Annotated in this window: 19 protein-coding genes and 1 tRNA gene; 10 read left to right on the plus strand and 10 right to left on the minus strand. The window is 63.9% G+C overall.

The window, feature by feature from the left end; genetic code table 11:
- Positions 1-509: 509 nt before the first annotated feature.
- From ACP150_RS15380 to ACP150_RS15390, 3 genes are all read left to right on the plus strand, one after another.
- Positions 510-4178, plus strand: a complete 3669-nt coding sequence (locus tag ACP150_RS15380; RefSeq protein WP_424967548.1) for a vitamin B12-dependent ribonucleotide reductase — start codon at positions 510-512, stop codon at positions 4176-4178.
- 348 nt (positions 4179-4526) lie between these two features.
- Positions 4527-4970: a hypothetical protein gene (locus ACP150_RS15385; RefSeq protein WP_424967549.1), complete on the plus strand. Its 444-nt coding sequence runs from the start codon at positions 4527-4529 to the stop codon at positions 4968-4970.
- Between the two features lie 367 nt (positions 4971-5337).
- Positions 5338-5814, plus strand: a complete 477-nt coding sequence (locus ACP150_RS15390) for a VPLPA-CTERM sorting domain-containing protein (protein ID WP_424967550.1) — start codon at positions 5338-5340, stop codon at positions 5812-5814.
- A gap of 118 nt (positions 5815-5932) precedes the next feature.
- Here ACP150_RS15390 and ACP150_RS15395 read toward each other — a convergent pair whose 3' ends face one another.
- Positions 5933-6478, minus strand: a complete 546-nt coding sequence (locus ACP150_RS15395; RefSeq protein WP_424967551.1) for an RNA polymerase sigma factor — start codon at positions 6476-6478, stop codon at positions 5933-5935.
- Between the two features lie 237 nt (positions 6479-6715).
- Between ACP150_RS15395 and ACP150_RS15400 the strand changes: the two genes are divergently transcribed.
- A complete protein-coding gene (locus tag ACP150_RS15400) occupies positions 6716-6961 on the plus strand; it encodes an EF-hand domain-containing protein (RefSeq protein WP_424967552.1) in 246 nt (81 codons plus the stop codon).
- Between the two features lie 51 nt (positions 6962-7012).
- Here ACP150_RS15400 and ACP150_RS15405 read toward each other — a convergent pair whose 3' ends face one another.
- From ACP150_RS15405 to ACP150_RS15430, 6 genes are all read right to left on the minus strand, one after another.
- Positions 7013-7249 carry a hypothetical protein gene (locus ACP150_RS15405; protein ID WP_424967553.1) on the minus strand — a complete coding sequence of 79 codons (237 nt, stop codon included), beginning with the start codon at positions 7247-7249 and terminating at the stop codon, positions 7013-7015.
- Positions 7236-8384 (minus strand): aromatic ring-hydroxylating oxygenase subunit alpha, encoded by a 1149-nt coding sequence (locus ACP150_RS15410; RefSeq protein WP_424967554.1) that lies wholly within the window; start codon positions 8382-8384, stop codon positions 7236-7238. The genes ACP150_RS15405 and ACP150_RS15410 overlap by 14 nt, the downstream gene beginning before the upstream one ends.
- 127 nt (positions 8385-8511) lie before the next feature.
- Positions 8512-9084 (minus strand): acetolactate synthase small subunit, encoded by a 573-nt coding sequence (gene ilvN / locus ACP150_RS15415; protein ID WP_424967555.1) that lies wholly within the window; start codon positions 9082-9084, stop codon positions 8512-8514.
- Positions 9085-9180: 96 nt separating this feature from the next.
- A complete protein-coding gene (locus ACP150_RS15420) occupies positions 9181-10938 on the minus strand; it encodes an acetolactate synthase 3 large subunit (RefSeq protein WP_424967556.1) in 1758 nt (585 codons plus the stop codon).
- Positions 10939-11261: 323 nt separating this feature from the next.
- On the minus strand, positions 11262-11855 hold the full coding sequence (locus ACP150_RS15425) for a VPLPA-CTERM sorting domain-containing protein (protein ID WP_424967557.1): 594 nt from the start codon (positions 11853-11855) through the stop codon (positions 11262-11264).
- An 18-nt stretch (positions 11856-11873) separates the two neighbouring features.
- Positions 11874-12686 (minus strand): hypothetical protein, encoded by an 813-nt coding sequence (locus ACP150_RS15430; protein ID WP_424967558.1) that lies wholly within the window; start codon positions 12684-12686, stop codon positions 11874-11876.
- 383 nt (positions 12687-13069) lie between these two features.
- Here ACP150_RS15430 and lon point away from each other — a divergent pair, with 383 nt between their 5' ends.
- Together lon and ACP150_RS15440 are read left to right on the plus strand one after the other, a co-directional pair.
- Entirely contained in the window at positions 13070-15478 is a 2409-nt protein-coding gene (gene lon / locus ACP150_RS15435; protein ID WP_424967559.1) for an endopeptidase La, read from the plus strand.
- Between the two features lie 234 nt (positions 15479-15712).
- Positions 15713-16756 (plus strand): hypothetical protein, encoded by a 1044-nt coding sequence (locus tag ACP150_RS15440; RefSeq protein WP_424967560.1) that lies wholly within the window; start codon positions 15713-15715, stop codon positions 16754-16756.
- A gap of 89 nt (positions 16757-16845) precedes the next feature.
- Here the strand turns inward: ACP150_RS15440 and ACP150_RS15445 are convergent, their stop codons facing one another.
- A complete protein-coding gene (locus ACP150_RS15445) occupies positions 16846-17430 on the minus strand; it encodes a lectin-like protein (protein ID WP_424967561.1) in 585 nt (194 codons plus the stop codon).
- A gap of 299 nt (positions 17431-17729) precedes the next feature.
- On the opposite strand from ACP150_RS15445, the gene ACP150_RS15450 reads away from it, so the two are divergent.
- The 4 genes from ACP150_RS15450 to ACP150_RS15465 all read left to right on the plus strand — a co-directional run bounded on the left by ACP150_RS15450 (position 17730) and on the right by ACP150_RS15465 (position 21806).
- Positions 17730-17804: transfer RNA gene (locus ACP150_RS15450), tRNA-Val, on the plus strand.
- Between the two features lie 67 nt (positions 17805-17871).
- On the plus strand, positions 17872-20748 hold the full coding sequence (locus ACP150_RS15455) for a glutamine-synthetase adenylyltransferase (protein ID WP_424967562.1): 2877 nt from the start codon (positions 17872-17874) through the stop codon (positions 20746-20748).
- Complete coding sequence (locus ACP150_RS15460) at positions 20745-21074, plus strand: hypothetical protein (RefSeq protein ID WP_424967563.1); 330 nt, start codon at positions 20745-20747, stop codon at positions 21072-21074. The genes ACP150_RS15455 and ACP150_RS15460 overlap by 4 nt, the downstream gene beginning before the upstream one ends.
- 39 nt (positions 21075-21113) lie before the next feature.
- Positions 21114-21806, plus strand: coding sequence for a M48 family metallopeptidase (locus ACP150_RS15465; protein ID WP_424967564.1), 693 nt, complete (start codon positions 21114-21116; stop codon positions 21804-21806).
- Here the strand turns inward: ACP150_RS15465 and ACP150_RS15470 are convergent.
- On the minus strand, positions 21803-22342 hold the full coding sequence (locus tag ACP150_RS15470) for an RSP_2648 family PIN domain-containing protein (protein WP_424967565.1): 540 nt from the start codon (positions 22340-22342) through the stop codon (positions 21803-21805). The two genes, ACP150_RS15465 and ACP150_RS15470, sit on opposite strands and share 4 nt — an antisense overlap.
- The gene (locus tag ACP150_RS15475) at positions 22339-23541 is read right to left on the minus strand and encodes an RSP_2647 family RNA methyltransferase (RefSeq protein WP_424967566.1); all 1203 of its coding nucleotides are present in this window, start codon (positions 23539-23541) and stop codon (positions 22339-22341) included. Before ACP150_RS15475 ends, ACP150_RS15470 begins: the two co-directional genes overlap by 4 nt.
- Positions 23542-23603 lie beyond the last annotated feature (62 nt).

The following is a 23603-nucleotide window of genomic DNA, read 5'->3' on the forward strand; positions in this document are numbered from 1 at the left end:
TTTTGGGCGTTTCGTTAACAAGCGTGGTTAAGCCGCTGGATCTTGGATCTCAGGGCGCTTGCGCCATCGGCACACGAATCGAGCGCGGCACGGGCGAGTCGCCCCCAGGATTCGGTCTCAACCTGTGGATAAACCGGGTGTTTTGGTTAACCTGTGTGAAGAATATATGAATATTCTCCCTGTGTTCCGGTTAACGGTTTTTGCCCCCTCAAACACAGCCCCAAACGAATCTAGGTTAATCCACCGTCAATAGTGTTTTGTCGTGGAAACGTCACAAAATGTAGTTGACCGGCCCCCTCCACCTACGCCAGTTTGTGTATGCGGAGGGGGCGAACACCACATCTGGTGTCACTTCCAAGACAGACCAAAGATCCAACATACGATCCTGCAGGCGCATAGCGGTTTCAGGGCCAGGGACAGATTTGCTTGGACCTCCTTCGCACGAACACATCACCGGCACGGCGGAACAACCGCATGGCCGACACTCAAATGGCCAGCATGGGGCAGACATGAAAATCGAACGCCATTTCACCAAAGACGGACAAGACGCATACGCGGGCATCGACTTCGCGATTACCGCTTCGGAGATCCGCAATCCTGACGGCACGGTCGTCTTTCGGCTCGACGAAGTAGAGGTGCCAAGCGCCTGGAGCCAGGTGGCTTCCGACGTGATCGCGCAGAAGTATTTCCGCAAGGCCGGGGTTCCGGCGGCGTTGAAGCCCGTCCGTGAGAAGGGCGTGCCGTCCTTCCTGTGGCGGTCCGTGGCCGATGACAAGGCGCTCGCCAAAATGCCTGAGGACAAGCGCTATGGAGGCGAGACTTCGGCCAAACAGGTGTTCCGCCGTCTGGCTGGTGCCTGGGCCTATTGGGGCTGGAAGGGGGGATACTTCACCTCCGAGGCCGATGCGCGCGCCTATTTCGAGGAAATGCAGCTGATGCTGGCCAAGCAGATGGCCGCCCCGAACTCGCCCCAGTGGTTCAACACGGGCCTGCACTGGGCCTACGGCATCGATGGTCCGGCGCAGGGTCACTATTATGTCGACCACGCCACGGGCAAGCTGACCAAATCCACCTCGTCCTACGAGCATCCGCAGCCCCATGCCTGCTTCATCCAGTCCGTCGCCGACGATCTGGTGAATGACGGCGGCATCATGGACCTTTGGGTCCGCGAGGCGCGGCTCTTCAAATACGGTTCCGGCACGGGCACCAACTTCTCCTCCCTCCGTGCCGAAGGGGAAGCCCTGTCAGGCGGCGGCAAGTCGTCGGGCCTGATGGGCTTCCTCAAAATTGGCGATCGGGCTGCGGGCGCGATCAAGTCGGGCGGCACCACGCGCCGCGCTGCCAAGATGGTGATCTGCGATGCGGACCACCCGGATATCGAAGAATTCGTGAACTGGAAGGTGAAAGAGGAGCAGAAGGTTGCCTCCATCGTCGCCGGCTCCAAGATGCACGAAGCCAAGCTGAACGAGATCTTTGCCGCCATCGGCGAATGGGACGGTCTGGGCGAGGACGCCGTGGATCCGACCAAGAACGCGGCGCTCAAGACGGCGATCCGCGGTGCCAAAAAGGTGTCGATCCCCGAGACCTATATCAAGCGCGTGCTGGACTATGCCAAGCAAGGCTACGCCGCGATCGAGTTCCCGACCTATGACACGGATTGGGACAGCGAGGCGTATAACTCGGTCTCCGGCCAGAACTCCAACAACTCGGTCCGCGTTACGGACGCCTTCCTCAAGGCGGTCAAGGACGATGCCGATTGGGAATTGCTGCGCCGTACGGATGGCAAGGTGGCCAAGACGATCAAGGCCCGCGAGCTGTGGGAGAAGATCGGCCACGCAGCCTGGGCCTGTGCCGATCCCGGCATCCAGTTCCACGACACGGTGAATGACTGGCATACCTGCCCCGAAGACGGCGCGATCCGCGGCTCCAACCCGTGCTCGGAATACATGTTCCTGGACGATACGGCCTGTAACCTCGCGTCGATGAACCTGCTGACCTTCTACAAGAACGGCAAGTTCGACGCCGAAGGCTACATGCATGCGGCGCGTCTCTGGACCCTGACGCTGGAAATCTCGGTGCTGATGGCGCAGTTCCCCTCCAAGGAAATCGCGCAGCGCTCCTATGACTTCCGGACCCTTGGCCTCGGCTACGCCAATATTGGCGGCCTGCTGATGAACATGGGCTACGGCTATGACAGCGATGAGGGCCGCGCACTTTGCGGGGCGCTGACCGCGATCATGACCGGGGTGAGCTATGCCACCTCCGCCGAGATCGCCTCCGAAGTCGGGACCTTCCCGGGCTATGCCAAGAACGCCGATCACATGCTCCGCGTGATCCGGAATCACCGCACGGCGGCCTATGGCAAGACCGAGGGCTATGACACGCTGGCGACCAAGCCGGTGGCGCTGGACCATGCAAGCTGCCCGGACCAGACCCTGGTTGAGCTCGCGAAATCCGCCTGGGATGAGGCGCTGGAGCTGGGCGAGCAGCATGGCTACCGCAACGCGCAGGCCACGGTGATCGCCCCGACCGGGACCATCGGTCTCGTGATGGATTGCGACACGACCGGGATCGAGCCGGACTTTGCGCTGGTGAAGTTCAAGAAGCTCGCAGGCGGCGGCTATTTCAAGATCATCAACCGGTCTGTGCCCGCAGCGCTCGAAACGCTCGGCTACAGCTCGGCCCAGATCGAAGAGATCATCGCCTATGCAGTGGGCCACGGCACCCTCGGCAATGCGCCCGGTGTGAACCACACGGCACTGATCGGCCACGGCTTCGGCCCGGCGCAGATCGAGAAGATCGAGGCGGCCCTGCCATCGGCCTTCGACATTCGCTTCGTGTTCAACCAATGGACCCTGGGCGAAGAGTTCTGCACCCAGACCCTCGGCATTCCCGCCGAGAAGCTGAACGATCCGACCTTTGACCTGCTGCGCCATCTGGGCTTCCCCCGGGCGGATATCGATGCGGCCAACAACCATGTCTGCGGGACCATGACGCTGGAGGGCGCGCCCTTCCTGAAGACCGAGCACTACAAGGTCTTTGACTGCGCCAATCCCTGCGGCAAGACCGGCAAGCGGTTCCTCAGCGTGGACAGCCATATCCGCATGATGGCGGCGGCCCAGTCCTTCATCTCGGGCGCGATCTCCAAGACGATCAACATGCCCAATGACGCCACCATCGAGGATTGCCAGAAGGCCTACGAGCTGAGCTGGTCGCTCGGCACCAAGGCCAACGCGCTCTACCGCGATGGCTCCAAGCTCAGCCAGCCGCTCGCCGCGGCCCTGGTCGAGGATGATGAAGAGGCCGCCGAGATCCTCGAAACCGGCAACACCATGGAGAAAGCCCAGGTGGTCGCCGAGAAGATCATCGAGAAGGTTGTCGTGAAGGAGATCATCCGCTCGCACCGCGAGAAGATGCCCGAGCGCCGCAAGGGGTACACCCAGAAGGCGGTTGTCGGGGGCCACAAGGTTTATCTGCGGACGGGCGAGTATTCCGACGGCAATCTCGGTGAGATCTTCATCGACATGCACAAGGAAGGCGCGGGCTTCCGGGCGATGATGAACAACTTCGCCATCGCGGTCTCGGTGGGCCTGCAATACGGGGTGCCGCTGGAGGAGTTCGTGGACGCCTTCACCTTCACCAAGTTCGAGCCGGCCGGCATGGTTCAGGGCAATGACAGCATCAAGAATGCGACCTCGATCCTGGACTATATCTTCCGCGAACTGGCGGTGAGCTATCTCGACCGGACCGATCTGGCCCATGTCCAGCCCACCGGTGCCAGCTTCGACGATCTCGGGCGCGGCGAGGAAGAGGGCGTCTCCAACGTCAAGCAGATGTCCGACAATGCGGCGAGCAAGTCGCTCGAAGTGCTCAAGCAGATCAGTTCGACCGGCTATCTGCGCAAGCGCATGCCCCAGGAACTGGTCGTGTTGCAGGGCGGTGGACAGCCTGCGGTCGCCGAGATCCCGGTGACCGGCACGATTGGCGGCGGCGAAGTGGCCACCATGACGGCCGTGCGCGCGGAAACCTCGGTCTCCACCGGGATGGATGCTCGGGCCAAGGCCAAGATGCAGGGCTATGAGGGCGAAGCTTGCGGCGAATGCGGCAACTACACGCTGGTCCGCAATGGCACCTGCATGAAGTGCAACACCTGCGGCGCCACCTCGGGCTGCAGCTAAGAGAATTCGGGCCGGGGGGAGACCCTCGGTCCGCTTGGGTGCGCCGGTCGGAGACTGTTCGACCTCTGGCATGGCGCGCTCTGTGACCCACCCCCATGGGTCACAAAAGATCCAAGGCGGGTGCGCTCGCCTTTGACGCGGTCAGGCCGCAGGCAGAAAACACGGGCGGTAATAACGACGAGCCTGACTTGCGAAACTTAATGGGCGGCCTTCGGGCCGCCTTTTTTCTTGACCTGCGGCAATAGGGCAGGTGTTTCAATTCTGAATTGCGCTCAATATGGAATCCCGTCGGAATATATCCCCGGTCTGATGGGAAATTGCGTAATTCAGATTTCCTTGAGGATGCCCATGAAACACTGTCTCACAAAACTCTCTGCTGCGCTCGCTGTGTCCGTTTCGCTGTCTGCGCCCGCGCTCGCAGAAAAGATCGATGATACCTTCACTTACATGGGGTTGAACGGTGGGCATCTTGGATCGCTCGTCGTTGGTACAAAGGCAATGAATTACCAGGGCCGGGTTGCGGTCTGCGGAATTGCCTGGGTCGAGCCCTTTGAAAATGGCGGCTATAGCAGTTCCGTCATGTCTGACTTGCGGGAAATTACGCGGAAGATCAGCTATTCCCTCGCCGGAAAAAGCCTGCGTTTTTCCACGGTGAAATTCGCTTATGTCAAAGGGGTCGACGCGGCCCGCGATACGGAGGTGCCCTGTATCGCCACGCGGGTGGCATGGACCGAGGCGATGACCGGGGAACGGATCGAAATGACCGCGCGCCGGATCACTATCAGCAAGTAAGGGCTGTCCGAAATCAGCCATCATGCACCGTCTTGCGGCGCATGATGGGACAGCGAGTCGGGGCAAGCGGGGCCCAATGCGTTGGGGCGGCCGACACAACTTAGACGGTACTGTTGTAGCAGGTGCACTCCTTGGACGGGAATTCCCTGAGAAACAATCGAACTCGCCGCCGGGGACGGGCGATGAAACCGAGGCTGGATTTGCCCGCAAGGCGCTTAAATATAAGGCGTTTACCGCTCTCAGGCTCGGGGTTTCCCAATAAAATAAAAGCTTTCGTTGAGCTGCCGCTTTGGTTAATGAAAGGTGTGTGTGCGGGCGTTGTGGGGGACCATGGCGGTCGCATGTGTTACTATCCAGTAGGACTACCATGAAACTACTCTCTGTACTCGCAACGGTGGTCGGGTTGTTGTTGTCGCAACCTGCACTTGCCAAAACCTATTCGTTTTTTGTCGGCGGCGCGACCGTCGGCGTCGGCGGGACTATCACGTCCGACGGAACGATTGGGCTCGCGAAAGCGACAGACTCCGTCGAAGAATTTACGGTGGGGTTCGTCTTCTTTGGTCAGCCCGCGGGTCCCGGCCTCAGCTTTGACAGCAGCGCTGTCGCGGCTGTGTTCGGCGACACGACTTTCCTCTATACCGAGGACGCGATTTTTATCGCGGCACCCAACGATGGCACGCCCGCACCTTTCGCGGACCTGTCTGACGGCGAGAACGACTACTACCTAGTCGGCGAAGCTCTCACCGTCGCCCCGGTTCCTCTGCCTGCGTCGCTCCCGCTGCTTGCGGTCGCTGTAGGTGGTTTGACATTGGCACGCCGCCGGAGACAACAAGCGCTGGCGTGATCCAAGGACCACAAGTGACAAAGGCGCATCGCACTGGGGTTAACCCAGAGCGGTGCGTTTTTCGTTTCAGGGTATGGGTTGGCAGAGCCGCCTGTCGTCGCGCACGGCTAAGACCCGTCTAGAAATCCCCATCGCTTTGCCGCGGCAGAAGGCTGCTGGCCTCTGCGCCGTCCGAGAGCTCGCACAAGGTGCGCAGCTTGGCCCGCGCCCGGGCGAGCCGTGACAGCACCGTGCCATGGGCCACGCCCATTTGGCGCGCCACATCCTCGGGTTCCTGTCCTTCGATCACCACGGCGGTGAGCGCAGTGCGTTGCTCCGGCGGCAGGGTGGCGATCGCCTGCATGACATCCGCAAAGGCGACGCGGCGCGGTCCGGTTTCAGCGGCCTCATTCACCCAGTCGGTTTCGATCAGGGCATCGGTCGCGGGCAGGCGTCCGCGCCGGCGCGTCGCGTTGCGCAGGGTGGCGCGGGCATAGGCGGGCAGGGCCTCGATCTCGGCCCCGGCGCGCTGCTGGCTCCAGACTTGCAACAGGGCTTCCTGCACGAGGTCCTCGGCATCGCTCTGGGACGGGACCAGCGCCCGGGCGGCCCGGGTCAGGCCGGGGATCAGGGCCACAAGCGCGGCCTCGGTGGTGGCGGGGGGAGGGGCGGTGAACTGTGTCATGGGTCAAAGCTGCGCATTGTCCGGGCGGCTCTCAATACGAGGAAACCTGCCGAGCGGGTTTCTGCAGGGCTTGATCGGCAGAGATCTGCGCGCGCGCCCTACGGGATTGGGCGGTGCCATGCTGACACCGGCCGCGCGCGGTCCGGGCCCGGATAAAGGGCGGCTCAAATGGCTCTAGGGGCGTGAAGGGCGCGGTGAACGCGGTCTTCGAAAACTGATCTCAAGGAGACACACACAATGAAATCCATGATCCTCGGACTGATCGCGTCGTCGGCTCTGATTGCAACGGCAACCGCCGTGAGCGCGAGCACAGAGATGGATACGGATGGCGACGGCATGTATTCCTTCGCCGAACTGCTCGTCGGTTTCCCGACGCTGACGGAAGAGACCTACACCACCATGGACACCAATGCCGATGGCGCGATCGACGCCGAAGAGCTGGCGGTGGCTCAGGATGGCGGTCTCTATCCCGCAGGCGGCTAAGGCACCCTCACTCACGGGACTTCACACATACGGGGCACAGGGGGCCGGGGTTCAGACCTCGGCCCCCATTGCCACGAGCCGTGCCCGCAGGGGCCCGGCATCGCCCGCGCCACTTTCCAGCGCATAGACATAGGCATGTGTCAGAAAGAACGCCGCCGCTTCGGGCCGCCGCGTAGCCGCCGCCGCATAAAGCGCGATCAGCATCTTCTTGTCCGAGCGGGCATGGGCCGCCTGCAACGCCAGGTCGAGCGCGCGGTCTTCACGATAGGCGGGCTTATTCTGCAGCATGGCGCGATCCTTCCTGCAGGGCCGAAGCCGCCCAGGCGTGGAAGCAATGGGTGGGCCCATCCATCGCCGGAGAAAAGGCGCCGCCGTCAAATCCGCTGGCCATGCGCCCGCGCTGCATCCCCTCCACCACGAAGATGTCCTCTTCGAAGACGGCCTTCCATTGGGCGGCATTCCCGGCCCGCATTTCCGGGGCCGTATCCGGGCGCGCATAGGACAGGGCCACGCGTTCGGTGGTTGTCGCGCAATCCTCGGGGATCAGCAGGATCGAGAACACATGATCCCGGTGCACACCCAGCAGGACATTTGGATAGACCGCGATGTATTCCGCCGCCGTGTCCCAGGCCGTCGACAGACCCTCGAAATCCGGGAAGGCGGGGGTGCCATCGGGGGCACGGAACTGCTGATAGACCTCGGTGCCCTGTCCGGAATAGGCCCCGGGCGCCTCGATATTGTAGTGATCTTCCAGTCGCGAGATCGCGTTCAGCCCGGGATGGACCCAAGGCAGGTGATAGCTTTCGCAATAATTCTCGACGGCCAGCTTCCAGTTGCAGTTCACCTGGAGCGCGAAGCGGCTCTCGGCCCCGCCGGGGGCGAGGGGCTGGTCGAACGCGCGCCAGCGGGCGATCAGATCGGCATGGACCTCTTCGAAGGGCGGGGCGGTGCCGCTGAGATTGACGAATACCACATCCATCCAGATATGGCTGGGCACCTCGATCAGACCCAGCAGGCTGCGGTCGATGGCATCATGGGTGTTCTGACCGGGGCCGCCCACATGGGGCGTTGTGACCAGCCGGCCATCCGTGCCGTAGCACCAGGAGTGATAGGGGCAGCGGATCGCGCCCTCGATCCTGCGCGGCTGATCCACGAGGATCATGCCCCGGTGGCGGCAGACATTCTGAAAAACGCGCACGCGCCCGGCCTTGTCCCGGATCAGCAACAGCGGCTGACCGCAAAAGCTCAGCGGGACCGCATCGCCGGGGGTCGGGACATCCGAGGCCACGGCGAGCCCGGCCCAATGTCCGGCCAGCAGGATCTCGGTTTCGCGCGCATAAAGCGCCGTATCGGTGTAATGGGCGTTGGGCAGGCCACGGGCCGAGGTGATCGGCTGGCACACGGCGCTCAGAGAATCGGTCATCAGAGGCTCCTCCCAAGGATTGGGAGAAGCTTAGAACCTCAAAAGGGCGGAATTCGCGTGAATTCCCGACCAGGGTTTTCTCACAGCGACATGTTCCGGGCCCAAGCGCGTCCGCGCTCAGGCGTGATCAGTCAGGGATGCCGGGGCCGCGGGACAGGGCGGCAACGCCGGTCCGGGCGATCTCGGTCAGGCCGAGCGGGCGCATCAGATCGCCAAAGGCGTCCACCTTGGCCGGGGTCCCGGTGATCTCGAAGACGAAGCTTTCGAGGGTGCTGTCGACCACATTGGCGCGAAAGATCTCTGCCAGACGCAGGGCCTCGATCCGCTTGTCGCCCGTGCCTGCAACCTTGAAGAGCGCCAATTCGCGCTCGACGCTCGCGCCCTCGACGGTCAGGTCATGGACCTCATGCACCGGCACCATACGCGCCAGCTGCGCCTTGATCTGTTCGATCACCTGCGGCGTGCCCGTGGTCACGATGGTGATGCGCGAGCGGTGCCCCTCATGGTCGATCTCGGCCACGGTGAGGCTTTCGATGTTGTAGCCCCGCCCGGAAAACAGCCCGATCACCCGCGCAAGAACCCCCGCCTCGTTGTCGACAACGACGGCCAGCGTGTGGGTCTCCTGATGGTCCCCAAAGGTGGAGCGCAGGTCATAGGCGGAATGCTTCGAGGAGCCTTGTTCAATCTTCAGCGGGGACATCTGTTCGCTTTCATTGCAGCGCGTGGCGCTGATCTTTTCTTTGAAACGTAAAATTGGGTGGGGCCGCGGGAGCACTGCGCCCCCGCAGCCAAAGGATCACACCAGAACGGCGCCCTTGGTGCCGATAACGCCTTGGGTCTCGGCTTCGCCCAGCAGCATCTCGTTATGGGGGGCACCCGACGGGATCATCGGGAAGCAGTTCTCGTGCTTCTCGACCAGACAGTCGAAGAGAACCGGGCCGTCATAGTCCAGCATCTCCATGATCGCGTCGTCCAGATCCTTGGGATCCTTGCAGAGGATGCCCTTGGCACCGAAGGCTTCGGCCAGCTTCACGAAGTCGGGCAGGGCGTCGGACCAGGAATGGCTGTAGCGCTCGCCATGGAGCAGCTCCTGCCACTGGCGCACCATGCCCAGACGCTCGTTGTTCAGGATGAACTGCTTGACCGGCAGGCGATACTGGATCGCGGTGCCCATCTCCTGCATGTTCATCAGCCAGCTGGCCTCGCCCGCCACATTGATCACCAACGCGTCCGGATGGGCGACCTGCACCCCGATCGAGGCCGGGAAGCCATAGCCCATCGTGCCCAGCCCGCCTGAGGTCATCCAGCGGTTCGGCTCGTCAAAGCCCAGATACTGCGCGGCCCACATCTGATGCTGGCCCACCTCGGTTGCGATGTAGCGCTTGGGGTGGTCCTTGGTCAGGGCCTCGAGCCGCTGCAGGGCATATTGCGGCTTGATCGTCGTCTCGGAGTTCTTGAAATCGAGGCAGCGGACCTTGCGCCATTCCTCGATCTGCGCCCACCATTTCTGCAGGCCGGCCTTGTTGGTCTTGCGACCACGCGCCTTCCAGATCCTCAGAGCGTCTTCGAGCACATGGCCGATATCGCCGATGATCGGCACGTCGGTCCGGATCACCTTGTTGATTGAGGATGGATCAATGTCGACATGCACCTTCTTGGAATTGGGAGAGAAATCAGCCACACGCCCGGTGATCCGGTCGTCGAACCGTGCGCCGATATTCAGCATCAGGTCACAGCCATGCATGGCCAGGTTGGCCTCATAAAGCCCGTGCATCCCCAGCATGCCGACCCAGTTCTCGCCCGAAGCCGGGTAGGAGCCAAGCCCCATCAGGGTCGAGGTGATCGGAAAGCCGGTCTCGGCCACGAATTCCCGCAGAAGCTGGCTCGCCGCCGGGCCGGAATTGATCACGCCGCCGCCGGTATAGAAGATCGGGCGCTCTGCCGTCTCCATCAGCTCGACCATGGCGGTGATCGCCTCGATATCGCCCTTCACGCGCGGCTGGTAATGCCGGGTGTCCGCCTTGGCGGGCGGCGTGTAGTTGCCTTCGGCGAACTGCACATCCTTGGGGATGTCCACCAGCACCGGGCCCGGGCGGCCATGGGTCGCCACGTGGAAGGCCTGATGGATGGTATCGGCCAGCATGTCGGTCTCTTTGACCAGCCAGTTATGCTTGGTGCAGGGGCGGGTGATGCCCACGGTGTCGGCTTCCTGAAAGGCGTCATTGCCGATCATGAAGGTCGGCACCTGACCCGACAGCACCACCATGGGGATGCTGTCCATCAGGGCGTCCGTGATCCCGGTCACCGCATTGGTGGCACCAGGGCCGGAAGTCACCAGAACAACGCCCGGCTTGCCGGTTGCGCGGGCATAGCCCTCGGCGGCATGGGTCGCGGCCTGTTCGTGGCGCACCAGAATATGCTTGATGTCGGACTGCTGGAAAAGCTCGTCATAAATCGGAAGGACAGCCCCGCCCGGATAGCCGAATACCGTGTCGACGCCCTGATCTCTCAGGGCTTGAACCACCATCTGTGCGCCGGTCATCTGCGTGCTCATCGTCTTTTCCTTTGCTTCACGCGGGCCTCAGGGCCTTGGATTCGTGCGGTCGGGCATAAAAAAACCCCCGGTCTTACTCGGGGGCGCAAGGGGATCGGTAGGGTTTCCGTTACCGGCCCATGCGCCAAATTCCAACAAGTACGACAATAGCGGGCATTTCCTGCGTCCTTTCCGTCCGTGCGCGGGACATTAGGTGCCTGTTTGACGGGCGTCAACAGACAAACGGCCAAGAAAGTGACGTGCGGACGGCTTTTCGCGGTGTTTTGTTGCGCAGCACGAGCCTGCCGCGAAAGATTTTCCGCCGCAGGCGCCGGGATTGAGCCTCAGGCGGCTTTGCGCGCGCGGGCGAGGCCCAGTCCGCCAAGACCCAGAAGCAGGAGCGGCAGGGCCGCGGGCAGTGGGATCGGGGCAGGTGCGTCGAGACCGAAGCGGACCTCGGTGATGAAGCGGGCCAGTCTTGGGTCCGCCGGTGTCTTGTAGTCCAGAACCACACGGTCGAATGCTGTCGTGGTGCCGAAGCCGATGAACTGGTCCGACAGGTCATTTCCGTTCGAGGTTACGGTCACGCTGCCGAGCAGGATTGCGCCGGAATAGGCCTCCAGCATCACATCGAAGATCCCGGAGGTTCCGGGATTGCCCATCTGGTCATTGCCGAAGGTCATGCCGACCTCGAAGCCGTTAATACCGGTGAACTCCAAGGGACCACCGTTCGGATCGCTTCTGACGCCTTCCTCGCCAGTATTTGACGCTAATGTGGTATTTCCAGGGAAATCCGTGGACGTATCGATGTCGAATCCGGTCGCGCCGATGGTCGCGAGCGAGGCGAAGTCAGTGTAGTCTGAATAGGGGGTGACGGCGGCGAAAGCCGGGGTCGCGAGGCCGAGGGTCAGTACGGTGGCGCAAATGCGAAAGAACATGGTAAATAACTCCGGGTTTTAACAAGGATCAAACCTACCGCTGATCCTGCGCCTGTGGCAAGCGCGTAGCCGGTCGCCCTCGCTGCCCAGAACATCGTCGAGCCAGAGCCGGAGCACCTCTCCGAGAGGGATCCCGGTCTGATAAAGCCCGATCTCGAGATGCACACCCTGCGTGCAAGGCCGCAAGCGGATGTCGAAGATCCCCGCCGCGCGTCGCGGGCCCGTCGCCTCGGGCTTGACCGCAAAGCGGCAGCGCCAGGGCCGCTCCAGCAGGATCACGGTCACTGCCTCGGGGGTATGGCTCCACAGATACGGGGGCTCGGTGGGGCGGGGACCCGCGCCGTCCTTTTCATCGGGGTCGGCCGGGGCAACCGGGCTTGGCGCGACGGCGGGCCAGACCTGCTCGGGCGGCGCGGCGATCAGGGTCTTGTGGCGCGCGCCAAAGGCAAAGAGGGCCGGAACCTGGTCGAGCAGACGCCCGTAGAGGATCAGGTAGAGCAATGCGATCACCGCCGCCGCTATGGCCAGCCGGAGTACGGGGTTGGACAGGGCGGCATTGGCCTCCGGCTGGATCCAGATGAACAGCGTCTCGATCAGCGTGAACAGCGCAATCACCTCGCACAGGCGACGAAGCTGCGGCGCTAGCGCAATCAGCCCCGCAATCCCCGCCGCAGACAGGGCAAAGAACAGCAGTGTCGCCACTGGGGGCGCCCAGAACGGCACATGGGCGAGGGCCCGGCCATCTGTCATGGCTCCGACCATCGCCGTTAAGGTAAAGAGTGTCGCGCAGACGAGAATGCGCCTGCGCTGCCGGTAGAGCGTCTGGATCATGCGAATACCCTCTGTCCGCCAGAGAAAGGCCACCGCCTGTCACGGAACGGGCGCAAACCGGGCGGAAATGGGGCAAATCTTAACAAAGCGCTCGATTTTGCCCGCTCAGAGGCCGGTTTCGCTAAAATTCGGGGGATATCCACAGCTTCTGTGCGATCGGCCCGGGCCTGCGGCTTGCAGGTGCGGACAGGGGGAGGCATGCTCTGGCAGACGACCTGAGTCGCCCGGGCGGTATCCCCCCTCAGCCTTGGCAGAAGACCTTCGTCGGGACAGGCGTGCATTGAAAAGCCGCGCGGACTGCCCCACGTAAGGAACCCAGATCAGGAGACGCCCCTTGGTTGCCGTCAGGGACCCGGGCTGTCTGCCCAATATAAGGACCGAGCATGTCTGAGACACTCAACCAAAGTTACCCGGTATTGCCGCTGCGTGATATCGTGGTCTTCCCCCACATGATTGTTCCGCTCTTTGTTGGCCGCGAGAAATCCGTGCGTGCGCTCGAAGAGGTCATGAAGGACGACAAGCAGATCCTGCTGTCGAGCCAGATCGATCCCAGCGTGGATGATCCGACCCCTGACGGGATCTTCACCTTTGGCGTGCTCGCCAATGTGCTGCAGCTGCTGAAACTGCCCGATGGCACCGTGAAGGTGCTGGTCGAGGGCCGCCAGCGGGTCGAGATCACCGATTACACCGACAACGAGGACTTCTTCGAGGCCAACGCCATCCTTCTGGAAGAAGATGCGGGCGATGCCGAGACCTTGCGCGCGCTGGTCGGTTCGGTCAGTGCCGAGTTCGAGCGCTATGCCAAGATCAAGAAGAACGTCCCCGAAGAAGCCCTGACTGCCGTCGCCGACAGCACAGAGCCGGCCAAGCTGGCGGATATGGTGTCCGGCCATCTCGGCATCGAGGTTGGGCAGAAACAGGATCTGCTTGAGACCCTGAGCGTCGCCGAGCGTCTGGAGAAGGTCTATGGCCTGATGCAGGGCGAGATGAGCGTTCTGCAGGTCGAGAAGAAGATCAAGTCCCGGGTCAAGAGCCAGATGGAGCGGACCCAGCGCGAGTATTATCTGAATGAGCAGATGAAGGCCATTCAGAAGGAGCTCGGCGATGGAGAGGACGGTGCCAATGAGGTGGCCGAACTCGAAGGACGGATCTCTGAGACCAAGCTGAGCAAGGAAGCCCGCGAAAAGGCCGATGCCGAGATAAAGAAGCTCAAGAACATGAGCCCGATGTCCGCCGAAGCCACGGTGGTGCGGAACTATCTCGACTGGATGCTGTCGATCCCCTGGGGCACCAAATCCCGGGTGAAGAAGGATCTGAACAAGGCACAAGACGTGCTCGACGCGGATCACTACGGGCTGGAAAAGGTCAAGGAGCGGATCGTCGAGTATCTCGCGGTGCAGCAGCGCTCGAAGAAGCTCAAGGGGCCGATCCTGTGCCTCGTGGGGCCTCCGGGCGTCGGCAAGACCTCTCTGGGGAAATCCGTGGCCAAGGCGACGGGGCGTGAGTTCATCCGGATCTCTCTGGGTGGGGTGCGCGACGAATCCGAGATCCGCGGTCACCGCCGGACCTATATCGGCTCCATGCCCGGCAAGATCATCCAGGCGCTGAAAAAGGCCAAGACCACGAACCCGCTCATCCTGCTCGATGAGATCGACAAGATGGGGCAGGATTTCCGGGGCGACCCGGCCTCTGCCATGCTGGAGGTTCTCGACCCGGAACAGAATGGCACCTTTGTCGATCACTATCTCGAGGTTGAGTATGACCTCTCGAACGTGATGTTCCTGACCACGGCGAACTCCTACAACATGCCGGGTCCGCTTCTGGACCGGATGGAGATCATCTCGCTCGCGGGCTACACCGAGGACGAGAAGGCCGAGATCGCCAAGCAGCACCTGATCTCCAAGCAGGTGAAGAACCACGGGCTGAAGAAGGACGAGTTCTCTCTGTCCGACGAGGCCCTGCAGGAGATCATCCGCCGCTATACCCGCGAAGCGGGCGTGCGGAACCTGGAACGCGAGATTGCCAAGCTCGCCCGGAAGGCCGTGACGCAGATCGTCAAGAAAGAGGCCGAGACGGTCGAGGTCACCGAGGACAGCCTCGAGGACATGCTGGGCGTGAAGCGGTTCAAGTATGGGCTCGCGGAAGAGCAGGATCAGATCGGTGTCGTGACCGGGCTGGCCTGGACCTCTGTCGGTGGGGATCTGTTGAGCATCGAGGCGCTGCGCCTGCCGGGCAAGGGTCGGATGAAGACCACCGGCAAGCTGGGCGACGTGATGAAAGAGAGCATCGATGCGGCCTCGAGCTATGTCCGCTCGATCAGCCCGCAGATCGGGGTGAAGCCGCCGCGCTTTGACAAGTGGGACATCCACGTCCACGTGCCCGAGGGGGCGACCCCGAAGGACGGGCCGAGTGCCGGCATCGCGATGGTGACCTCCATCGTCTCGGTGCTGACGCAGATCCCGGTCAAGAAGGACATCGCCATGACCGGCGAGGTCACCTTGCGCGGGAATGTCCTGCCCATCGGCGGGTTGAAGGAAAAGCTGCTCGCGGCCCTGCGCGGGGGGATCACCACGGTGCTCATCCCGCAGGAAAACGAGAAGGACCTGCCGGAGATCCCGGACAACGTGAAGGATGGTCTGACCATCATTCCGGTGTCCCATGTCTCCGAGGTGCTCAAGCAGGCGCTGGTCGCGACACCGGAAGCCATCGAATGGGATGAGGAGGCCGAAGAGGCCGCCGCCGCCCAGAAAGCCATGGCCGAGAAGCAAGGGCAGGGCGCCGTCGCGCACTGACCTGACGGTTTTTCAAGCTTACAAAGCCCCTCGGGATGTCCCGGGGGGCTTTTTTCTTGAGCGGTCAACTGACGTGCCGCTAACGTAGCGTCAGATATTTCAAGATCGCACGTCCTTTTCGATGGCGCTGCCGCAGTGGCGTGGCAGGCCGCTTACGCACCATTTTGCCTATTGAAGGAGTTCTTACCCATGAATTTCAGGGTATCCGCCTGCGCCGCGTCCTTGACGCTTGCCATGGGACTGCCCCTTTGGGCGCAGGACGTCATTGTCGATCTCGACGCCATCGGCAGGCTCGGAGAACGTCTGTTGGGACCGGACGGGCGCGAGATTATTCGACCCTCCATCGATTTTGACGCGATGGTCAATCGCCCGACTGAGGGGCCGGTTTTTGTCTATGGAACGCGGTTCCGCCAGAACCCCGGAGATGAATTCGAACGTGGCGAAGTGGTTCTGGGCATCCCCATCCGGGACCCGATCACCAAGGGCGTTCAAGTGGCGCGGCTGCCCTACGAAGCGGTGTCCCAGACGCCGGTGACTGCGGATGTCCCGATCGCGCGAACCATCCAGGGCTGGGTGTTTGATGCCGTGCAAAGCGCGGATGGAGATCTCTTTGCCGTGTCGGTTTACCTCTCGGTGTTCGATCAGATCCCCGGACGCAACCTGCATTCCGAATTCGGCTATCTTCTGATCGGAGACGCACGGTCGCGACGGCTGGCCGAGATCGAGGCTGAGTTTGCCGGACCTTCGGGAGACCCCAACACGGACTGGGTGAATCCGCGCAATTGGGACCATGTGGCCCTGCCGCGGGCGCTTGAAACCCGATGCGCACCCGCCACGGCATTGGCCCGCGCCGAGATCGACGCGGGCCTCGCCGCAAGTGGCAGCGATGCAAGCTACACTTTGGATATGCTGGATCAGTCCTATTTCCTCGATCCGGGTCTACCCGGTTTCACCGCCGATCAGCGGTTCGTGGTGCGGTACGAACTGTCCTATACGGCGTCATTCACGCTCTCGACCTTGCCGGACTTGCCAATGGAGGTCAGCGGCACGGCGGGCGTGATCGTTGCCCTTGCCCAGGGCGGGGATGGCGTCTGGCGGATCAGTGATTGCGATGCCCGACTGGAGGACGTCGCCCCCTTGCCCGGAACCAGCCTGTCCGAACCGCTTTCCGTGTCGGATGACGGGGTTCTGATGATCGGGGACCGTGTGCTGACAAATACCGAAAATACCCAGATCGAAGCGCGGCCCGTCACTGTTGTGGCGGGCCCGCGCCCGTAAGTTCCGCCGGTTGGCGTTTGCGCCATGGCCCGGCGGGGTCACGGCATTGGCTTGGGATGCGCACCGGGCGTGACCCGGGCGAGGGCGGCTCAGCCCTTGCGCTTGCGCGCGTAGCCCAGAGCGCCGAGACCCAGCAGCATCAGCGGCAGTGCCGCGGGCAGCGGGATCGGGGCCACGACCGAGTATTCCACGATATAGGCGTTCTTGTTGCTGGCCTTGATGTCGTTCCAGTCCTTGGCGCCGCCGAACCAGCCTTCGACGTAATCCTCGCCCGAGCCCCAGTCATTCGGCTCGCCCGGGTTCCAGTTCGCATAGGTCTGGGTGCCATCGGTGGTGGTATAGAACACGGTGCCCGCCTCGGGGCCGGTGATCCAGGCAAACACGCCTTCCTCATCCGTATCGGACGCGCCGATCCAGGCTTCCATCTGGCTGGTGTTCAGATCGTCGAGAAAGGCCTGCTCCTCGGCGGAGGTGATCGTCACGATATGACCGCTCAGCCCCGCATGGGTCGAGGCCTGGGCCGCGGCCGAGGCGTCAGCGAAGGTCTTCTTCGTCGTGATCAGTTCGTAGTAATGGCCATTGCCGCCATCGGCGGTGCTCCACTGGACGGGAGCGGCGGTTGCGGCGAGGGGAAGCCCAGCGATCAGGGCGGCGGTCAGTGCGATGCGGGTCATGGCTGATACTCGGTACAAACTTGCGATGAATTTGAACTATCGAGGGGCCATGGCGAAATCGTGGCGCTCAGTGGGCTGTCCCAAGGCATTCCGCAAAGCGCCCCACGCCCTGCGGTCACGGCGCATGGTGGGGGGCCAGATGCGAGGCGCGGCCCGCAATCGACACGGCCCGCACTCGCCAAACCGCAACCGCGACCCCCCCCTTCGGGTGCAGGGGTTTTGCCGGATCCAGACTGATTTGCCCAAGGTGCATTTGTGCGCTTGCACAGGCTGCGCAGTCTCGCTAAACCCACGCCCACGGGTGATTAGCTCAGTGGTAGAGCGCTTCGTTCACATCGAAGATGTCAGGAGTTCGAATCTCTTATCACCCACCATTCTTCTTTTTGACTGTCTGTGCGACCGCGCCTTGACGCTCCGGCGTTGCAGTCGCAGGCTCGCGCCATGACGATGGACACCCGGATCACGCGCGCGCCGCTGCCCTATGACCCTGCGCGCGGGGCGGAGGCCGTGGCACGCCATATGCCCGACGCCTCGGGGGCCCTGCGCGAAGCGCTTGTGGGGATGGCGGGGGCGAGCCCCTATCTCGAAGGCTTGCTTGCGCGCGAGGCAACCTGGCTGGCCAGCGCGCTCGAGGATCCCGAAGGCGCGCGCGCAGACCTGATCACTGGCTTGGCGGCGGGCCCGCTGGATGAGGTCAAGCTCGCGCTGCGCGTGGCCAAGCGACGGATCGCCTTGCTGATCGGGTTCGCGGACCTGACCGGGGTCTGGTCTCTCGAAGAGGTCACGGGCTCCCTCACACAGTTTGCCGATCAGGCACTCGGGGCCGCCCTGCGCAGCGCGCTCTTGCCGGAATTGCGGCGGGGCCGGGTGCCCGGGCAGGACGAAGAAGCGCTGCCTGAGGCGGCGGGTCTCGTGATGCTGGCCATGGGCAAGATGGGGGCCCATGAGCTGAACTACTCCTCGGATATCGATCTGATCTGCCTCTTTGACGAGACCCGGTTCGACCCGTCGGATTATGCCGAGGCGCGGGCCGCCTTTGTCCGGGTGACGCGCAAGACCGTGGCGCTCATGGCCGATCACACCGGGGATGGCTACGTCTTTCGCACGGATTTGCGCTTGCGTCCCGACCCCTCGGTCACGCCGGTCTGCATCGCCATGGAGGCGGCGGAACGCTATTACGAATCCCTCGGGCGCACATGGGAGCGTGCCGCCCATATCAAGGCGCGGCCCTCGGCGGGGGATCTGGCGGCGGGGGCGCGGTATCTCGACCATCTGACCCCGTTCATCTGGCGCAAGCATCTGGATTTCGCGGCGATCGAGGATGCCCATGACATGCGGATGCGGATCCGCGCCCATAAGGGGCTCTTCGGGGCGCGCAATGGCGGGATCGCGCTGGAAGGGCATGACATGAAGCTCGGGCGCGGCGGTATTCGCGATATCGAGTTCTTTACCCAGACCCGGCAGATCATCTCGGGCGGGCGCGACCCGGATCTGCGGGTGCGGGGCACGGTCGAAGGTCTAGCGGTTCTGGCCACCAAGGGCTGGGTCCGGCCCGAAGATGCCGAGGTCCTGAGCGCCCATTACCGCGATCACCGGGAGGTGGAACATCGGGTGCAGATGGTGCTCGATTCCCAGACCCACGCCCTGCCCAAGGATGCGGACGGGTTCCGACGTCTGGCCTGCCTGATGGGCGAGGGCGACACCGCCGTCCTGCGCAGGCACTTGACCGAGAGGCTGGAAGAGGTCGCGGCCCTGACCGAGCCCTTCTTCGCCCCCGAGCGCAGTGGGGCGCGCGCACCGGCAGGGCCCGAGATTGCGCCGGGCATGCAGGATGTGCTGGACCGCTGGCCCAGCTATCCGGCCCTGCGTTCGCCGCGCGCGGTGGAGATTTTCAACCGGCTGCGCCCCGAGATCCTCTCGCGGCTTGATGCAGCGGCGCGCCCGGATGAGGCCCTCGGGAATTTTGACAAGTTTCTCAAAGGCCTGCCTGCCGGTGTTCAGGTGTTTTCGCTGTTCGAGGCAAACCCGTCCCTGATCGACCTGATCGTGGATATCTGCGCCACCGCGCCGCTGCTCTCGGGATATCTGGCGGCGAATTCCTCGGTGCTGGATGCGGTGATCGCGGGCCCGTTCTTTGACGAATGGCCCGGGCGCGCCGCGCTGCGCGCGGATCTCGCCTGGCGGCTGCATCGGGCACGCGACTATGAAAGCCAGCTCGACACCGCGCGCCGCTGGCAGAAGGAATGGCATTTCCGGATCGGGGTGCATCATCTGCGCGGGCTCATTCAGGAACCGGTGGTCGCGCATCAATATACGGACCTGTCCGAGGTGATCCTCGCCTGCCTTTGGCCCCTCGCGGCCGAGGAGATCGCGCGCCGGCACGGCCCGCCCCCCGGACGCGGTGCGGTGCTGGTGGGGATGGGCTCGCTTGGGGCGCGCACGCTGACGGCGCAGTCGGATCTGGATGTGATCGTGGTCTATGACGGCCAGGGCCAAGAGATGTCCGAAGGGCCGCGACCGCTCGCGCCCGGGCCCTATTATGCCAAGCTGACCAAGGCGATGATCACCGCGCTCTCGGCACCGATGTCCGAGGGGCGGCTTTACGAGATCGACATGCGGCTGCGCCCTTCCGGGCGGCAGGGGCCGGTAGCAACCTCCTGGAAGGCGTTCCAGAGCTATCAGGACCGCGACGCCTGGACATGGGAGCATCTGGCCCTGACCCGCGCCCGGGTGGTGGCCGAGGCTGGCGAGCATCCTGACACTCTGGCCGCAGATTTCGAAGCGTTCCGCTGTGCCCTTCTGCAACGCAAGGGGCCCGGGCGGGGGCGTGAAATCGCGCAGGATGTCAAAGACATGCGCGCGCGTCTTGATGCGGCCAAACCCGCCGAGAGCGCCTATGAGGCCAAGCTAGGTCCGGGACGTCTGCAGGATATCGAACTTCTGGCGCAGACCGTCGCGCTGGTGGCCGGATCTCCCGGGGCGGAGACCGGCGCACAACTGCGCGCGGGCGCGGCGGCCGGGTTGCTGACCGAGGATGAGGCGGGCTGTCTGACCGCGCAAGTCACACGCTTGCGGCAAGTGCAGCAGGCGACGCGGCTGCTCAGCGACAAGGCGCTCGATCCGGAGGTGGTCGGCGCGGGCGGGCGCGATTTCGTGCTGCGCCAGACCGAGGACCCGGATATGCCCGCATTGGCGGCGGCCATGGCCGACGGGGCCGCCGAGAGTGCAGAGGTGGTCGCAACCGTGCTCGACCGGCTGGCCGGTGCCGCTAGTTTGCCCAAGGACACGCCCGAGACTGCAGAGGAGCCCAAACCGTGACCCAGTCCGATGACCGACCGATGCCGGATCCTGCGCTGTTCGACCCGGCGGTGCTGGCGCGGCTCGACCCGCGGCACCTGATCCGCGAGGCCTACCGGATCGAGGGGATCACGATCTGGGATTGCCGCTCGATCTTTCTCGACTGGGCGCTGGGGTCGAAATCCCCGGCCGATCCGCGCGAGGATGTCTCGATCCTGCTGGCCCATTACGGCCCGGACGCGCCGCAACATCCGATGACAGCCGTGCTCAGTGCCGCGATGGAGGAGCCGCCCGCGCCGCGTCGCAAGGGGGGGCGTGCGGGCCGGGCCGAGCGCGCGCCGCGCTAAGCCTCTTGTTGCCGGGCGGGGTCACCCCATATCTTAGTCATGTTGAAACTGACCCCCCTGCTGCTGGCGATTTTCTATGGTCTTGGCCTCTATCTGATCGGGGCCAAGCGCACCGCGCGCGAGCTCGATAAGCGCTCGACGCCCCTGCGGGACCGGGAGCTGGGCAAGCTGACCGCGCGGATGGCGGAGTCGCTCGACCTCAAGGAGATCAAGGTCAATATCTACGAGGTCGACCCGGTGAACGGGCTGGCCGCGCCCGATGGCCGGATCTTCATCACCCGGGGCTTTTTCCGCAAGTATCAGACCGGTGAGGTGACCGCCGCCGAGATGGCTTCGGTCATCGCCCATGAGCTCGGTCATGTGGCCCTTGGCCATTCGCGCCGCCGGATGATCGACTTTTCCGGCCAGAATGCGATCCGGGTGGCGCTGGCCACGGTACTGGGGCGGTTCATTCCCTTCGTCGGCGTTCCGATTGCCAATATGCTGGTCACCTTGCTGGCGGCACGCCTGTCCCGGGGCGATGAGTATGAGGCGGATGCCTATGCCTCGGCCCTGCTGACCAAGGCCGGGATCGGCACGGCGCCGCAGAAGTCGCTCTTTCGCAAGCTCGAGGAGCTGACCACAGGGGGTGGGCGGGCGCAGGCACCGGCCTGGCTCATGAGCCATCCCAAGACCGAGCAGCGGATCCGCGCCATCGAAGCGCTGGAAGAGCGTTGGGTCGTGCCGCGCTAGAGCCCGAGACGCTTGGCCAGCCGGGGCAGGCGGGATTTCTTCAGGATTGATTTCGGGCTTTTGCCCAGCTGCTCTGCCGCCAGCGTGATCGGTGGCAGGAGCGTGTCCGCCAACTCCCCATCCTCGGTCAGCAGATCGCAGAAAAACCCGTCCGGGTCATAGCGCAGGACCCCGTGGCGGCTGAGCGTGCGGGTGGGGAAATCCTTGAGATTGGCCGTGAGGATGGCCTCGGCGCGCCCGGAAAGGGCGGCGGCCAGCACATGCCGATCATCCGGGTCGGGCAGGGACAGGCGGTCGATCAGGTCGGGGTCGGGGGCGACCATCGCGCCCGGGAACCCGGAGGTCAGCAGCGCGATCTCGGCGCGCACGATCTCGGCCTCGACGGGGCCGGAGCGTGCCGCGGCGTGGCGCCATTCATCAAGGATCCGGGGGGACCAGAGGGGCTCAAACGCCCCCGCCCGCGCCGTGGTGACCAGCATCTGACGCATGAGCGTCGGATAGAGCACGCAGGCATCGAGCAGGATCCGTGCCCTCATGGCAGGAGGCGGACCAGGATCGCTTTGAGATAGCCCGTCTCGCCAAGCTGGGCATGAAGCGGGTGGTCCGGGCCCGCTCCGCCCGTATAGAGGATCTGCGCGCTGCGCCCGGCGCGCCCGATGCCCCGCAGGCACGAAGACCGAAACTTCGGCAGCTCGGCCGCATGGGAGCAGGAACACAGCATCAGCGCGCCGCCCGGGGCCACCAATGGCGCGGCGAGACGGGCGACCCGTTCATAGGCCCGCAGCCCTTGCTGCAGCGCGGGTTTGGACGGGGCAAAGGCCGGCGGGTCGCAGACCACCAGATCAAACAGCGCGCCCTCGGCATTCAGCGCTTCGAGCGCGGCGAAGGCGTCGGATTTCCGGGTCTCGAACCGATCGGCCACGCCCATGGCAGCCGCCCCCTCGGCGGCCAGCTCCAGCGCGGCGGCGGAGCCATCCACCGCGAGCGCGGTCTCGGCACCCGCCGCGAGCGCGGCAAGCCCGAACCCGCCCACATGGCTGAACACATCGAGCACGCGGCCGCCCCGGCCCATCTTGGCCGCAAAGGCATGGTTCGGGCGTTGGTCATAGAAGAGGCCGGTTTTCTGACCTGCGGCCAGATCGGCGATGTAGATCGCACCGTTCATCGGGACTTCGACCCGGTCGGGCGGGGTGCCCAGCAAGGGCAGGCTGACATCGTCGAGCCCTTCGAGCTTGCGGGTCCGGCCCGAGGCGGATTTCAGGATGTGGCGCACGCCGGTTACGGCTTGCAGCGCGGCGGTCAGATCCTCCAACCGGCTCTCGAGCCAGGCGGCGTTCGGTTGCAGCACACAGGTATCGCCGAACCGATCGATGATCAGCCCGGGCAGGCCATCGCCTTCGGCATGGACGAGACGGTAATAGGGGGTGGTATAGAGTTGCTCGCGCAGGCGCAGGGCGGCGCCGAGACGCGCGGTGAACCAGTCCCGGTCGATCCGGGCCTCCAGATCGCGGTCCAGCATCCGTGCGATGATCTTGGAGCCCGGCGAGACGGCGGCGAGCCCCAGCGGCGTGCGCTCTGCATCTTCGAGAATGGCGACACTGCCCGGGGCGAGGGCTTTTGTCCGGCGGTCCGTGACCAGATCGTCGGCATAGACCCATGGCGCGCCATGGCGCAGGGCGCGGGCGTCGGCTTTGGGTTTCAGGCGAATGCGGGGCAGGGAGGAGGAGTCGGACATGCGCTTCCCTATCCTGCCTCGCAAGTCTGGGAAAGGGCGCAAGCGACTTGGCCCGCGTGGCG

Origin of the sequence: Dinoroseobacter sp. S375 (genome assembly GCF_049800775.1) — a bacterium.
In the GTDB taxonomy this organism is placed as follows: Bacteria; Pseudomonadota; Alphaproteobacteria; order Rhodobacterales; family Rhodobacteraceae; genus Dinoroseobacter.

Bases quoted from the DNA above. Each gene is read 5' to 3' on its own strand.
- ACP150_RS15430 (WP_424967558.1), bottom strand. From the start codon at position 12,686: ATGATCCAGACGCTCTACCGGCAGCGCAGGCGCATTCTCGTCTGCGCG.
- ACP150_RS15405 (WP_424967553.1), bottom strand. From the start codon at position 7,249: ATGCTGCAGAATAAGCCCGCCTATCGTGAAGACCGCGCGCTCGACCTG.
- ACP150_RS15440 (WP_424967560.1), top strand. From the start codon at position 15,713: ATGGGACTGCCCCTTTGGGCGCAGGACGTCATTGTCGATCTCGACGCC.
- ACP150_RS15465 (WP_424967564.1), top strand. From the start codon at position 21,114: ATGTTGAAACTGACCCCCCTGCTGCTGGCGATTTTCTATGGTCTTGGC.
- ilvN (WP_424967555.1), bottom strand. From the start codon at position 9,084: ATGTCCCCGCTGAAGATTGAACAAGGCTCCTCGAAGCATTCCGCCTAT.
- ACP150_RS15455 (WP_424967562.1), top strand. From the start codon at position 17,872: ATGACGATGGACACCCGGATCACGCGCGCGCCGCTGCCCTATGACCCT.
- ACP150_RS15410 (WP_424967554.1), bottom strand. From the start codon at position 8,384: ATGACCGATTCTCTGAGCGCCGTGTGCCAGCCGATCACCTCGGCCCGT.
- ACP150_RS15395 (WP_424967551.1), bottom strand. From the start codon at position 6,478: ATGACACAGTTCACCGCCCCTCCCCCCGCCACCACCGAGGCCGCGCTT.
- ACP150_RS15425 (WP_424967557.1), bottom strand. From the start codon at position 11,855: ATGTTCTTTCGCATTTGCGCCACCGTACTGACCCTCGGCCTCGCGACC.
- ACP150_RS15420 (WP_424967556.1), bottom strand. From the start codon at position 10,938: ATGAGCACGCAGATGACCGGCGCACAGATGGTGGTTCAAGCCCTGAGA.
- ACP150_RS15385 (WP_424967549.1), top strand. From the start codon at position 4,527: ATGAAACACTGTCTCACAAAACTCTCTGCTGCGCTCGCTGTGTCCGTT.
- ACP150_RS15390 (WP_424967550.1), top strand. From the start codon at position 5,338: ATGAAACTACTCTCTGTACTCGCAACGGTGGTCGGGTTGTTGTTGTCG.
- ACP150_RS15470 (WP_424967565.1), bottom strand. From the start codon at position 22,342: ATGAGGGCACGGATCCTGCTCGATGCCTGCGTGCTCTATCCGACGCTC.
- lon (WP_424967559.1), top strand. From the start codon at position 13,070: ATGTCTGAGACACTCAACCAAAGTTACCCGGTATTGCCGCTGCGTGAT.
- ACP150_RS15475 (WP_424967566.1), bottom strand. From the start codon at position 23,541: ATGTCCGACTCCTCCTCCCTGCCCCGCATTCGCCTGAAACCCAAAGCC.
- ACP150_RS15380 (WP_424967548.1), top strand. From the start codon at position 510: ATGAAAATCGAACGCCATTTCACCAAAGACGGACAAGACGCATACGCG.
- ACP150_RS15445 (WP_424967561.1), bottom strand. From the start codon at position 17,430: ATGACCCGCATCGCACTGACCGCCGCCCTGATCGCTGGGCTTCCCCTC.
- ACP150_RS15400 (WP_424967552.1), top strand. From the start codon at position 6,716: ATGAAATCCATGATCCTCGGACTGATCGCGTCGTCGGCTCTGATTGCA.